This is a genomic window from Psychrobacter cryohalolentis K5 (assembly GCF_000013905.1).
GTDB lineage: Bacteria > Pseudomonadota > Gammaproteobacteria > Pseudomonadales > Moraxellaceae > Psychrobacter > Psychrobacter cryohalolentis.
Genome location: NC_007969.1, coordinates 2400870 through 2415837 on the forward strand (window position 1 = coordinate 2400870; position 14968 = coordinate 2415837).

At 42.5% G+C, this 14968-nt stretch carries 11 protein-coding genes; 1 reads left to right on the top strand and 10 read right to left on the bottom strand.

Annotated features, from left to right (window positions below; genetic code table 11):
- Positions 1–141: 141 nt before the first annotated feature.
- The 3 genes from PCRYO_RS09965 to epmB form a co-directional block, all read right to left on the bottom strand.
- Positions 142–2235, bottom strand: coding sequence for an EAL domain-containing protein (locus PCRYO_RS09965; protein ID WP_011514267.1), 2094 nt, complete (start codon positions 2233–2235; stop codon positions 142–144).
- Between the two features lie 237 nt (positions 2236–2472).
- On the bottom strand, positions 2473–4179 hold the full coding sequence (locus PCRYO_RS09970; RefSeq protein WP_011514268.1) for a hypothetical protein: 1707 nt from the start codon (positions 4177–4179) through the stop codon (positions 2473–2475).
- 175 nt (positions 4180–4354) lie between these two features.
- Entirely contained in the window at positions 4355–5362 is a 1008-nt protein-coding gene (gene epmB / locus PCRYO_RS09975) for an EF-P beta-lysylation protein EpmB (protein WP_011514269.1), read from the bottom strand.
- Between the two features lie 193 nt (positions 5363–5555).
- Between epmB and efp the strand changes: the two genes are divergently transcribed.
- Complete coding sequence (gene efp, locus PCRYO_RS09980) at positions 5556–6128, top strand: elongation factor P (RefSeq protein WP_011514270.1); 573 nt, start codon at positions 5556–5558, stop codon at positions 6126–6128.
- A gap of 129 nt (positions 6129–6257) precedes the next feature.
- On the opposite strand, the gene PCRYO_RS09985 is transcribed toward efp, so the two are convergent.
- The 7 genes from PCRYO_RS09985 to gspN all read right to left on the bottom strand — a co-directional run bounded on the left by PCRYO_RS09985 (position 6258) and on the right by gspN (position 14772).
- Positions 6258–8057, bottom strand: coding sequence for a GAF domain-containing hybrid sensor histidine kinase/response regulator (locus PCRYO_RS09985; RefSeq protein ID WP_226939359.1), 1800 nt, complete (start codon positions 8055–8057; stop codon positions 6258–6260).
- 21 nt (positions 8058–8078) lie between these two features.
- Positions 8079–8969, bottom strand: a complete 891-nt coding sequence (locus PCRYO_RS09990) for a tRNA threonylcarbamoyladenosine dehydratase (RefSeq protein ID WP_011514272.1) — start codon at positions 8967–8969, stop codon at positions 8079–8081.
- 72 nt (positions 8970–9041) lie between these two features.
- Positions 9042–10052 carry a TatD family hydrolase gene (locus PCRYO_RS09995; RefSeq protein ID WP_011514273.1) on the bottom strand — a complete coding sequence of 337 codons (1011 nt, stop codon included), beginning with the start codon at positions 10050–10052 and terminating at the stop codon, positions 9042–9044.
- Between the two features lie 71 nt (positions 10053–10123).
- On the bottom strand, positions 10124–10279 hold the full coding sequence (locus tag PCRYO_RS13200; RefSeq protein WP_156772649.1) for a hypothetical protein: 156 nt from the start codon (positions 10277–10279) through the stop codon (positions 10124–10126).
- Positions 10280–10600: 321 nt separating this feature from the next.
- A complete protein-coding gene (gene gspD, locus PCRYO_RS10000; RefSeq protein WP_011514274.1) occupies positions 10601–12853 on the bottom strand; it encodes a type II secretion system secretin GspD in 2253 nt (750 codons plus the stop codon).
- A 185-nt stretch (positions 12854–13038) separates the two neighbouring features.
- A complete protein-coding gene (locus PCRYO_RS10005) occupies positions 13039–13941 on the bottom strand; it encodes a type II secretion system protein N (protein WP_011514275.1) in 903 nt (300 codons plus the stop codon).
- The gene (gene gspN / locus PCRYO_RS10010; RefSeq protein WP_041753212.1) at positions 13942–14772 is read right to left on the bottom strand and encodes a type II secretion system protein N; all 831 of its coding nucleotides are present in this window, start codon (positions 14770–14772) and stop codon (positions 13942–13944) included.
- Positions 14773–14968: the final 196 nt, after the last annotated feature.

Consider the following 14968-nt stretch of genomic DNA (forward strand, 5'->3'; position numbering starts at 1 on the left):
GTGTCATCTTTAATTAATAGGTATTGATGTCGATGAGTCTACATCAAACATCCTATAATGCAAAGGTTGATAGACATCGATAGCCGTCTGTAGACCATAAATACAGAGATCTATATAGTATTTATGAATATAAAATAAGACCTAACTCTCATTAGAGACTTTGATACTGTTACTCGGCATTTCTAAATAATTGCCTTGTAGGTAGCGTGCGCCGACACTCCATGCAACAGACATGGTTGCAGCATCTTCAATATAAGGCATCAATACATCAACATTAATCTCATTGGTACGTACGATAATTGATTTGACCGTTTCTAAATTGTCAGCGGCATCAATCCCTTCGACATAATTATGGGCTAAACGCACCATATTAGGATGAACAAAATTGGCAAGCTCCACAGATTTTATGGATGAGCCAAAATTATTGATGCTAAGCTTGCAGTTTACCTGACTGAGCGCGGTGAATTGAGATTTCGCTACTGTTAAGTAATCTGAGATGTCTTTTTCATTGAACTGCAGTGTCAACGCCCCAGCTTTACCACCGATGGCATTGATGAGCTGGCTTGCAACACTGGGCAGTTTTTTATCGATTAAGGACGCACTGGTTAGCTGTACCAGTAACCGCGCCTCTGGATGAGTTTTACGCACTTCATTGATTCTCTTACAGGCATTAATTAATACCCAGCGGTCTATTTTTTCTAATAATTGATGAGATTTTGCAACCGCCATAAACTGTTCTGGCGTCAATACGGTATTCTCAGCATCTGCTAGCGGCAGCCGCAGGAATACTTCAAAGAAGTCACTACGGTCATTATTGATGTCATATATGGGCTGGAACAATAACTCAAAGCGATTATTGGTAATGGCATCAACCAGAGATTCTGCTAGCGCATGATCGTCACTATTGGCATGTTCACTTGCATCATATAAATGATAGCGGCCGCCATGATTGGAGGTCTCAATCATGATTTGATTGATAGCATCCATAGCGCGCTCAAGCAACACTCTAGGCTCAGGCGTATTTTTTTCAATTTTAACAATAGCAGTACTTGCTGTCGTATTGGTTGTGCGCTTATCCACTTCAATAAGCATCTTACTGATACTCATGCCAATCTGTTCAGCCAGCTTTTCAAGCGCAGCTGTCGTCTGATTTTCTACCAAAATAGTAAATGCTGTATCACTAAAGCGGCTGACATGACCATCGACTACCAGCTCATCTAAGGTATTAGCGACTTGTTTCACCGTGCTATCAATACCTTGTAGACCTAAACTGCTTCTAATTTTTCCGACATTATCGAGTTGTACATACAAGAGTGCCGCCGTCATAGCGCCTTTTCTTGCCTGTTCATATGCTGCCGCCAGCTGCTCTTCAAAGCTGTGGCGATTATCAATGCCCGTCAAGCTGTCTTTACGCTCAGCTTCAGCCAAACGTTTGGCGACCTCAATGCTATTGCTATTATTTTGTTGAATAATAATCTGGGTGACCGGCTCACCATCTAGTGTCGCTATTGCCAATTGTAGTTTTGCTTCAAACGTACTGCCATCCTTACGTCTACTCTCAAAATTAAACTCAACGTCTTTACGGTTCCCTTTATCGAACTGACGCAAAAACTGTTTAACAGCTTTAACATTATCACCGCCTGCGATCAAATCAATCACAGGTATACCGATAATATCGTTCATCGCCTCAAAACCAAATAACTGCAGATACGGATCATTGGCAAAGATATGAATCCCTTGATCAATGTATGCGACTGCACTTTTTGAGTTTTTAATCAATACGTTTGCGCGCTGTTCTGCCTCAGAGAGCACAGACTGCAATGTCTTAAGCTGTTGGCGACTGTGCAAGTTTTCGTGCAATAAGCGAATAGCCATGATGACTGCCATTTCTTGCTCTACATAGAGTGCCTTAACCATCGTACCATTCATGATAGACGGTAAGCCTTCGTCATTGTGAGCGTTGGCTACCGTGTTTTTACTTATCAAACAAACCGATGGTAAGTCAATATCTTGCTCTTGAATGATAGCAACCACGTCGGTAAAACTCATATCATACGCTTGACCAAAAACCAACACATCCCATGATTGACGCAATGATTTTAGCAACTCATCTTTATCGTCCAAAAAACCTAAATTCACGCTGTCATAGTATGAACCGAGCAAGTCTACAAGGCGCTCAGCATAAAGCTGATCAGCATCGATAACCAATAAGTTCAAGAGAGACTGAGTACGCATAGAAAGCCTTTTTAATCTTAAAAAATAATATGAATCGCCGCTGAGCTGTCGTCAAATATATAAAAGATAGCAGAATATTAAGAAACAGCGTCGTAGTTATTGTTGTCATTATAAACAATAATTTAGCCGACTGTTGCTTAACTTATCATGGTAATTGTTAAATAATTCGACACAGCAATTTTATATGACACGACTAACTAGGTCTTTAGAGGCCGGCTTTTATGTAGATTAACGTCATTAACCCTGCACCCCTTCATATTGGCTAAATTCATCAGTCACCATTAGACTACGACCCAAGCGCAAAGATTTCTGTTGGTCATTAATACGCATGATAACCTTATCATCTGTTTGAAAATGAGAGGTCGGCAATAATAGACTATAAGACGTTTGTAGGTGTTCATCAGCTCCGATGACAAACGCTGGCACAAAATGCTGACTGCGATTCTGTCTATCTTGTAGACAAATTCCACAGGCGATTATCTTATGACCAAGGATTTGCCATTCAAGCTCGAGTTTTGCGCTATCCAAATTAAGCCAACGCACCACTCCCATGGACCATTTAGACGCGGTAGCCTTATCTTTGCGACATAGTAAAAAAAGGCTCATTATTTGTAAAGGTGGTGCGATGGAAGTGAGATCATCAATTTTATCAATTGTCTCAGATGAATCTAGAAACAAGCGTAGGGTACGAAAGTGTGACAACTGATTATTACCCTCAAATATTTCCGCTAATGATTCTTTATGGGCAGCATTATTTTTTGGTAAGGTATCATAACGCGGCTGCTGATACTCGGGCAGATTTTTAGATGCTATTAAACTGCTGAAAGCTTCACCGTTACTGATACGGTAATGTATTTCATTAAAACCCGATATTATCGTCGCCGTCTGCTTTGTATTATGATCAATAGGAGGCATGCGCTTTGGTTGAATATAACGATATCTTATCGCCATTGAAACGGTATTAATCAAAAAATATTCAACCCCTCTTCGATCAGTATCGATTAAGGTTTTCATACGCGATTGTAAATACGTCACTAAAGGTTCAAGCTCTATAAATAAGCAGGTGTGATGAGCATCATATGGGTTGATAGTAGATAATGCAGTTAAATAAGTAGGCGGCTCTTTACTCTGTAGATTGACGAACACTCGCGTTGCTGTGCGCGGCTCTATGGTAGCAACTATATGTGCACTCCACGCTGGCAGCAGACGCTGTAGCAGTAAGATATGAGGTCGACGCAGTGCACGTACATTTAGCAACTCATGCAAGCATATTTGGCAATATAAATGATGGATAGTATCACCTTGCTGCGCTGGAATGTAAGCAATCAGTACGATATGTGAGGCTCGCTGCTGGCATGCGTTAAGATATAAGTTATTTACATTGGCCCATATATAGGCTGGCGACTTTTGATAGCAAAAGCCATCTTCAAATAGCAGTTTTTGATACATCAGTAGCGTTTGGTAAGTGGCAATCGCCAAGGTAACAGGAGATGATTTTTCACTGGTAAAATAGCGCTGCAACAGATTACTTGAAGGTGCTTGCTGCTTATCCTTTGAAAGGGTAGTTTCGCGGCGTATCACGCCGTCATAGGTCATAATCAATGAATAGTACAGCGACTTAACCCGAGCAACATAGCCAAGCTGAGCTTCATTGAGCGCCCCTGTCTCATAAATGTACGGTTGGCGTAGCGCCGCAATTAGCTGACTGGCGGCATTAGTGACAATCTTAATCAATCTTAAACGCTGCCTATCATCAGTAGGAATCAGACGCAATTCTGTTAATACTTTTTCTATTTGTTCGACTTGCTGGGCCTCTGTTTGCGCTGGCAATAGTGCCGCCCATTTATGCAAGTGAGGCTCATTGCTACTCTTAGACTTATTGCAAGCTTCTAACAAAGGGGGTTCAGCCGCTAAATACGTTTGAAACGTCGATAAATTTACCATTACCATCCTTAGTAATTGCGTAAGTTATCCATGAGTGTAGAAGGATATATTCTTAAAAAAGAATATTGCTATCATACCTAACCATTCTTCTATATATGTTGCTTATTTATAATTTTCTCAAATCTATTTCTTGTTATGTATTTACCAAAATAAAAACCCTATCATAGTGCACAATTTACTTATTATTGTAAACATTAATTGGTACTTTGAAAGGTTCGTTTGGCAATTCTCTGACCAGTTTGGGTACTAGGTAGCCCGGTAATTTAGCCAATAGCGACCAATAAAGCTCAATGGCAAATTCCTCATCACTGTCAAAATGAGCCGCGCCCGCCACTTTATCTAGTACATGTAGATAATAGGGCAACACGCCCGCTGCAAATAAACGCTGACTCAATGCCGTTTGCGCACTAACGCTGTCATTGATACCTTTTAAAAGTACCGCTTGATTTAATAAAGTAATTCCTGCGGCACGAGCGCGCTGCAAATACTCTGCTGTCAACGCATCAATCTCATTGGCATGATTACCATGAATGACCATGACGATTTGACAGCGGCTTTGTGCCAAACGCTCTAATAGCGCATCATCAAGCCTTGCTGGAATCACGAGCGGCAGACGGGTATGTATACGAATGGTTGTCAGTTGCCCAATCGCCTCCAAAGTATCTAGCCAAGCAAATAGACGTCTATTGGTCACATTTAATGGATCACCGCCACTTAAGATAACTTCATTAATCTCAGGATGGGCGCTGATATAATCGATAATATCCTGTTTTGCACTGGCAGTTGGCATATTGGCACTATAGTCAAAATGCTGACGAAAGCAGTAACGACAATGAATCGCGCAAGCACCAGTAATGGTTAATAGCAGTCTTGATTGATATTTATGCAGCACGCCTTTAACAGGATTATGCGCATTTTCGGCTAGTGGGTCAGCCACATAGCCCGCCACTGCCATTTGCTCTTTATGATTGGGTAAGACCTGTCTTAACAAAGGATCATCACGATCACCAACGGTCATTTTTGCCACAAAGGCACGCGGTACTCGCAGCTCAAAATGCTTAGGCACGTAGACCTCTGAGCGCAGAGATTGTAGCTCTAATATCTCAAGCAGCTCATCAATAGAGGTAATGGCTTCGGATAATTGCGTTTGCCAGTTTTTTTGTGTGATTAAATGGTTTATCATGACAACCTAATACCTGTGCCCAAAAGCCGATATTATACGCTGTTAGGGCGTCGCCTATCAAAGCAAACGTCCTATCGTTTATGTACTAGAATGGCTCATATCTTTTAGCACGGTAAATCTGGTACTCCATTTTCACTAAAAATATTTACCATCCTTTTTTTCAACCCTTTTTCTAAACCCTTAGGAGTCTTCCGTGGCAAGTTTTTCTACCAATGAATTTAAATCTGGTCTCAAAGTCATGCTCGATGGCAACCCTTGTGCCATTCTTGAAAACGAGTTTGTCAAACCAGGTAAAGGACAGGCCTTTAACCGTGTTAAATTGCGCAATCTTCGTAGTGGTAAAGTATTGGAACAAACCTTTAAGTCAGGCGATAGCTTAGAAGCTGCTGATGTCATGGACACTGAAATGAACTATCTCTATAACGATGGTGAATTTTGGCATTTCATGCATCCTGAGAGTTTTGAGCAGATTCAAGCGGACAAAACAGCGATGAGCGATTCAATAAAGTGGTTAAAAGAAAACAGCAATGCACTATGTACCATCACTTTATTCAACGGTGCTCCTCTTTCAGTAACACCGCCAAACTTCGTTGAATTGCAAATCACTGAAACCGATCCGGGTGTACGTGGTGATACCTCAGGCGGCGGCGGCAAGCCTGCAACGTTAGAGACTGGCGCTGTGGTACGTGTACCATTATTTGTGCAGCAAGGTGAAGTAGTACGTGTAGATACTCGTACTGGCGATTATCAAACGCGCGTTAGCTAAAGCTATTAATAGATAGCTCTAGTCTGTCTGTAAGAACAAAAAAGCTTAACCGCTCAGAGAGAGAGGTTAAGCTTTTTTAATGGCTAGCAAATAAGTCATGAATAATAAAGGGTGGAATTAAACTGCCAATTATTGTTCTAATGATTGCTTATGCATCAACCAATATTGCACCAACGCATTCAGCTGCTCTTGTTTGAAAGGCTTTGTACAATAATCCTGCATACCCACATCAAGGTATTTTTTACGCTCGCCATCCATTGCATTGGCAGTCAACGCAATAATAGGCGGCAAGTCTTGAGGAGCATACAGCTCGTGAAGTTTGATGGTTGCCTGTACCCCATCCATAATCGGCATATGATGATCCATCAAAATCACATCATAACGCTCAGGATATAAAGCAAATATCTCGATAGCTTGTTGCCCGTCATTGACGTGAGTGACCGTATGACCACCATTATTAAGGGCTTTTTTGGCAATCATCGCGTTCACACTGTCATCCTCAACCAACAGAATATGACCGACCAGCTCATCACTCGGCAACGTTATTGTAAAGTCATTGTCCGTTTGCCATATCTCATAATCTTCTGCAGCAATACACGGTAGCGGCAATAATACTCTAAAGGTTGTGCCAATACCGACTACGCTATCTACTTCAATATAGCCACCCATTAGCTCCACTAGAGACTTACAAACAGACAAGCCAAGTCCGGTACCACCATAAAGCCTATGAGTATATTTATTTGCTTGATCATAAGCATCAAATATCGCCTCTAATGATTCAGACTTAATACCGACGCCTGTATCCGTAACCTCAATACATAAAGTCATTTCTTGATGAATCGTTGTGCTATTTTTATCATCAATAGCAAAATCTAAACGACTATCATTATTTCCTTTAGCGTGATCGCAATCCTTATTATCTAGACAAGGATTGTCTTGCATATGTTTAACATCAATCGTTACACGCCCGCCTTCACGGGTAAATTTAATCGCATTATTGACCAAATTTACCATGACCTGCTTAAGACGTACGGGATCCCCTTTAACATAAGGCGATAGTGACTCGGTATAGTGATAGTCTAAAACTAAGCCACGTTGGCGAGCTTTGATAGCAAATAAGCTAACGACCTCATTACAGAGACTAGATAGATTCATCGGGATAGAATCGATAGTCATTTTACCGGCTTCGACTTTTGATAAGTCTAAAATACCATTGATAATCGCGAGCAAATGCTCATTTGATACTTTTATATTCTCGATATATTCTCTTTGTTCAACGCTCAGCATGGTGTCACTGAGCATCTCAACCATACCGATGATACCATTCATCGGTGTGCGTATCTCATGACTCATATTGGCCAAAAACGCTGACTTCATCTCATTGGCATATTTGGCATTACGCTGCTGCTCTTGTAGCTTTAAAGCGTCGGCTGCCATCGTCGCAAATTGGGCTAGTATGTTGGCTTTTTCATCACTGAAATCATGATGAGGCTCTATATCCATTAAACATAAAGAGCCAAAACGATAATTTTTACCGTCTTCATGCGTGATGATGGGTGCACCAGCATAAAAGCGTATCTTAGGCCATTGAGCGACAAATGGATATGTATTGAAGCGCTCATCGCTTGCCAAATCAGCTACCACAAAAATACTATCAGACAATATAGTATAATTACAAATAGCCACATTACGTGTCGTGGTACATACCTCGTCAAAACCAATACCAGATTTTAGGTACTGAGTTTCCTCATCTATAAAAGTAATCGCAACCATCGGCACATTAAAAAACAGTTTCGCAAGCTCAGTCAGACGTGCAAAAGAAGACTCTTGATTGGTATTAAATACCTGATATTTTTTGAGCCTATTGATACGCTCAGCGTCATCTTCTGCGATAGGGTAATCAAAGTCTGGTACGTTGGATATAGACAAGGTGGACTCCATAAATTCATATCAGAGGCTTGGTTTAACAGCCGCCTGCTTAAGCAATAATTGTAATGCCTCACTCACCATAAGCATGGCAACTACTGAGGTGACGACGACCGCCGAACCATAACCACCACAGTGCAAACCACCTGTTTGACAGCTCTTGTCTACGCGCGGTGGTTCTGTCGAATAAACACACTTGATACCAAATTTCTCTTTTAGGGCACTATTAATGCCCTTTTCATGGCGCAATTTATTACGTAATTTGGCCAATAATGGATCTTGATAGGTGTCTCGTAAATCGCCGACTCTGATCTGACTGGGGTCTATTTTACCACCTGCCCCGCCAGCACAGACCAATTTTAGTTTGTTAAAGCGGCAATGCAAAGCAATGGCAAGCTTGGCATCCATATCATCGATACAGTCTAAAATCACAATCGGAGCGGTTTGTGCCGCCGTTTTTGCTTCTTCACGACTGGGCAGCAATGTTGCGACATTTTCAGCGGTCAAAAAATCATCAACCAAATGCAACGTGGCTTTTGGATTGATTTCACGAATACGTGCTGCCATCGCCTCAATTTTACTTTGCCCAAAGGTACTATCTAAAGAGGGCAGCTGCCGATTGACATTGGATGCTACCAATATATCTAAATCAATTAATGTAATAGTACCAACAGCCGTACGCGCCAAAGCCTCTGCTGCCCAGGAACCGACACCGCCTACCCCAATAACATAAACATGCGCAGCAGAAAATGTATCTACCGCAGCATTACCATACAGTGTCTGAGTACCTTTAAAACGGCGCTCATACTGCTCCGCATCTCTATCAGGTGTCTCTAATATTTCAGATACAAACATTTGCTCTTCGATAGGCTCTGGCTGGATAATATCTGACTGCATCTGTGTGTCTTCATTCATAACGATGTAGAAACTCTTTTAAAAATTTTATTGTTAAACCATCTATATATTGATTAGTATGTGCTAAAAACTTCAAAGCGTATAAGACCACTTAGTTTGCAAAGCATTACAACTGTTGAGCCACAATTGCTGAGCGAGAATAGCCGCAGGAACATTTAGTAATTCGCTCAAGCTATGTAATACATAAAGCAAATTTGCAGGAACATTCCTACTATGCATAGATGTATCACCCCATTCGCTATTTTTATCTCGTCCAAGCACAGACGCGTTATTAGATGACGCATCTTCTAAATTATTATCTAGCGTCTGGCCTAGGATAGGCATCATATCGGGGCAATCTGTCTCGATAACCAAACAGTCAATACCATAACTCTCAACCGCAGCTTGAATGGCAAGGCGCAGTTTTTTCGCATTGGGATTGGTTATTTGCCCAGTCACGCCAAGCTTAAACCCTAATTTCGCAAAGGCTTTGGCTTCTTGTACACCGCCACTAAAACTATGGGCAATGCCGCCAAGCTTATGCGCGTCATAATTATGCGCTTTTAGTAAAGCCAGTGCTTCGGCATGTGCTTTACGAATATGCAGCATAACAGGTAGCTGATGTGCCGCTGCCATATCTAACTGCGCAATAAAAAACCGCTGTTGTTTGGCAAACGTTTCAGGCTGCTTCATGGCATCGGTAAAAGTATCTAAACCTATTTCACCAATGGCCAATGGACGCTGTTCATTTAGCATTTGCGCCATTTCTTCCAAATGGGCTTCTGTATGCTGCTCAATATAAAAAGGATGTAAACCTAGCGCAATATGTACTTTAGGAAAACGGTTTCTTTGGTTCAAACAATTTTTTTTATCCAACTGACAAAGATCATTTATCTGCTGCTGATTCTCATAAAGCCGTGCAAAATATCGGTGCAAGTAGCCAACCAAAACTAAATGGCGCACACCTTTATCATAGGCAAATTGCGCCTGCTCACCTCTATCCTTATCAAACACAGGAGCATCAAAATGCGTATGAGTATCAATTAAAGGAAAAATCTTCGTTCTTACTTTATTATTGATAGCTGATGTATCAATCCCCGTCATCAAGAAACTCCAAAATTCATCATTGCTATGATAAGTCAGCTTTCCCATTAACTACTTTCTAAATAATCATTTTACTCACTATCTGTACTTTTAGCTTTTTCTATAGGGTCATAATTTTCAGGCACTGGTTTGTGCGCCTTTTGACTACTGCGTCTTGGTACCAGTACCAATGCAATACCCACTACGCTTAATGCCAGCCACTTTTTTTTATTATTAGTGCTTGCCATTATAGTTACCTTTTAAAATTAACTGACGAATAGTACTTAGCCGATATTTGATAAATACGGCTTTATAGATGACCTTTATCTATTTTAACAAATATATCGTACTATCAGCAAAAGCGTGACATACCCATGTTATCTGTTTTTATTATACGCGTATAGCCAAGGTGTATGTTTATCTATTATATGGATACGCAAACTAAAGTACGGTGTATGTATCATACACCGTACTTTTAAGTATAGTAAAACTTTGAGAGAGATATGAAAGTAGAGTTTGGTAAGCGCTAAAATCTTAGATAATCTATTAGCAAACAACCATAAAAGCGCTTAACGATTTAAGGGATAAGTTGTGATACCTGTGCTTGGACTATCAACACGAGTAAAACCTTTGGAAGTTGTTTTTGGCTTTTGATCCCGTTTAGGAATCAAAGGATTGAGTGGCATAAGCTCATAATCAGCAATAATATCACCATTCCAACCTTCGGTACCGCTTAATGGCAGCTGTTTAATCGTACCGTTTTTATCGATAACCAGCTGAAGAACGCGCATCTGATTGTATTTACGCTCTGTCACGCTTGCTACTGCACCGCCATCACGGAGGATAGTCGGCTGTAAAAATATGATTAAATTGCTTTTTTGGCTATTGTCATTGTCCGAACGGAACAGTCGACCGATAAGGGGTACATTACCCAAACCTGGCACTTTTTGTTGGCGCGTAGTGGAGTTGTCGCGCATCAAGCCACCTAAGGCAATGGTCTGCTGATCGTCTGCCAAAATGGTGGTATTGATCAGGCTTTTATTGGTGATAAGACCGCTAGCATTCCCAGCACTACCCGGTACGACTGAAGAGACTTCCTGTGATACCTCTAAACGTACGGTGCCGTTTGCACCAATATGCGGGATGACGTTTAGATTGATACCAATATCTTGGCGATCAATCGTTTGAAAGGGGTTCGTCGAAGAGTCACTACCCGTCGTGTAGGAGCCTGTCACAAACGGCACGTTCTGACCCACTAAGATACTGGCTTTTTCATTGTCCAAGGTCAAAATCGATGGCATAGATAGCAGATTGGCGCTGGTAGAAGAATCAAGCGCTTGCAAGATAGCACCATAGAACTGCGCATTGCCTTTGCTGTCTTTACTACTACTGCCAATACCTAACAAAGCACCAGCAATGGAGCCTGCTGCTGCGCTTATCCCTGTACCACCTGACAAAGCAGCAGCGGCAAGTGAAACTGCACTTGCGCCCACATTATTGAAGTTCACCACGCCATAACCGCTATTGGCATTACCTAGCGCCCACTGAACCCCAAGCTGCGTTGCATCATCGCCCGACACTTCAACAATAGCTGCTTGAATCAATACTTGCGAGCGGCGGCTGTCTAACTGATTGACAGCGTCTTCGATCTCAAACATCAGCTCAGGTGCTGCATTAACAATGACGGCGTTTTGAGTTTCATCAGCGATAATACTAAAAGGTCGACCACCGATACCGATACTTGTACCCGCGGAACTATTATTCGGTAAAGGCGTAGCAGCAGTACCACCGATACTATTGCTACCTACCTTACTATTAGCACCACCAGTTAGCGACGACCCTGTAGCAGCGGCATCATTCAATGATGCTGACTCTAATGTTGAAGAACCACCAGAGCTATTGATTGATTGGCTGGCAAGGAGACCGCGCAGCATCTCAGCAATATGACCGGCACTGGCATATTTTAGGCGGAAAACACGCAGACCACTTAAGCGCCTTGATGGCGTTGTGTCCAATTGATTGACCATCTCTTGAACCTTGGCAATCATCTCAGGACTGCCTTTAACCAACAGTCTGTCGCTCGCCGTGTCGGCGATAACCTTTAGCTGATTGTTGCCAGTTGCCTGGCCGCTACCAGCACTCGCCACCAGTGCGCTAATCAACTCCATCATACGTTCGGCATCGACATGACGTAGTGGTATGACTTGTAAGCTGTCATTCACATTACTGTCTAAATCACGGATAAGCGCTGTCAGCTGATTTAGGCTATCAGCACGATCGGACAGCACTAAGGCATTGACTCCAGGCACAGCAGCGGCATGTGCAGACGGTGGCATGAGCGGACGGATAACGCCCAAGACTTCTGCTGCTTGAGTATTCGTCAGATAAATCACCCGCGTTGCCAAGGTTTCACCGACGCTCTCACCACGTAAATCAACAGCAACACCGGTTTGTTTGGCGACGTTATCTGGCACCAGTTTAATCGTTGTACCTGAATCGATAGCAGCGATACCGTTGACTTGCATCACGCTCAAAAACAGCTGATAAATCTCATCACGCGACAAAGGCTTGTTGGAGATCACAGTCACATTACCGTTGATGCGCGGATCAAGGACGAAGTTTTGATTGGTAATCGTCGCCACTTCATTGATAAAGGCTTTGATATCAGCATCTTGCAAATTGACTTTCCAGCTTTCAGCACTCACCAGCCCAGTACTAGCCGCCCATAGTGGTATGGCCAAGCAAAGAGGACGGCACAATCGCATCAAACGCTGCAAAATATGATGCAAAGGTGTGACTGAAAAATTATGAGAACTGACCATATTGATGATTACCTACAGTGATGGCGCTTGGTATGTACTGAATTCAACGTATGTTGAATATAATGGTTACTGGATTTGATAAGTCATAATTTTAATTGATACTAAGTTACGTTGGCCATCATATCGCTAATAATATCAACCAACAAATATTTATTTTGAAGAATCATTTTTGTCACTTATATATGCTAAAACTGCTGCCGAATCGTAATGACTTGATCGCCACGTTGTACTTCTATCTGTGCTTCCCCTGATTGCTTCACTTGTTGTAATACGCGAGCATCCTGAGCAGGATTACTACCGACGCTTTGCCCGTTGACTTTCAGTACTCGATCACCAGATTCAAGTCCCAAGCGATTGCGTATATTAGCAGGCATCGCTGCTGTGACTTGATAGTTATCGCCTCCTGCCATTACACCCATTCTACTTAAATAACTGGCAGGGTTTTCTTGTAATTCAGTCACTGCTTCGTCAATTGCAGATTTAGGCGCGCTGTCGCTAGGTGCTTCGGCAGCCGGTTGATTACCAGTATTGCTTAGGTCAGGCACAGGCGCATTAGGTAGCATATTGCCATCTTGCAAGCGCTGATTACTGACCCCGCCTGCGATCATCGCACTTTGATCAAGTGGCATGGCTTCTGGCATACGAATCACCGTTTCCTTGTCAATAGTATCAGCGATAATAATCTCGTTCCAAGCAACCGCAACCAACGTGTAATCGCTGTCTTTTAAGGTGTCACCAATTCGGTAGTTTTTGACTTCACCGTTGACCTCTAAAAGTGCTGAAGACAAACTCTCTGGAATGGCCAGCAATACACCCTTTAGCACAATATTAGGCGGCGGCTGCACTAAAGCAGCGATAGGATCAGGGTCGGCAAAAATAGCAAATAGACTACTATAATCTGGAGCGGATAAGGCGTTATCCTGTAAAGGTACCAGTGGTAATGCAGGCGCTAACGGTGGCGCAAGCAGTAGCCATAAGAGTCGCGCTGCCGTCCAGCTTAACCAAGTGATTGCCAATAATAGCAGCCAAACGGCAAAGCGGTTAAAAATATTTAGCACAGGTTTTAAGCTGGTAGGGAGCGTCATCATCTAGCGTGTCCCTAGCCCATTTAACAGTGGTTGACGCACACTAACCACAGGCGTATCCTGCGGCGCTTTTCCCTTGTATTCAGGCATACTCTCGAGCAGACGCTGGGTCAAGCTGACATCCAACATATTATCGCCATCAAGATACAAGTCGCCTAAACGCTTGTCTTGATTGTTGACAAGATTGATATGCAGCAGATTTTTGTTATTTTTTTGCTCGGTACTCAGCTCAGCACGCAGCGCCGGTATGGTGAGATAAAATATTTTGCCACCGCTAGGATAACCAAGCTCGCCGCCAATCCATGTCAGCTGACCTGACGCTTGACGAAAGCCGGACGTGTTTTTGCTAGAGTCACTGTTTGAGTCACCATCGTTTGAACCAGACTGACGTTTGAGCGAGATATTATTGACCTGAATTTGCGTATTTGGTAATTGCCAATCGACAACCCGAGTCAAAGTCTCAGGCGCAATTTTACCGCTCATGTCTTTTACTTCCCAAGAATTTGCGCCTATTTTTACCTGCCCATTGAGGCGAGTTTGCTCTGATAAAATATCAATCTTCGCACCAAACTTACCCAATAATAAATGCCACGGCTGCCACGACCATTCAGCCGCCCCGATCAATGGCGTCGCTGACAGAGGTATCTGCCAAATTGCAGCGCCCTGCCATACATTACCGGACACGTGCTGTATATAAGGCGTCTCTGGTGCATATTTTTCAAGTAGCCATGCTGCTGGCATTTGCAAAACAGCAAATAGCGCGAACAAGACAAGTCCAATCAACCACCACAGCTTACGGGGACGCTTATGAGACGAGGCAGATACTTGGGGCACGATGGCATAACTCTTATATCAGGTAAAAACGTCATTATCATAGCAAACAATAGCATACAGATGACAGCAAAAAAGCCAGTATCTTTTTACCACTATTTTGGTAAAAAGATACTGGCTTTTATCTGCCTATAAAGGTTCAATTTACTCGTTAATCAAACGGAACTTTATAGACAGAGCGTTCGTTGCTAAATATAAC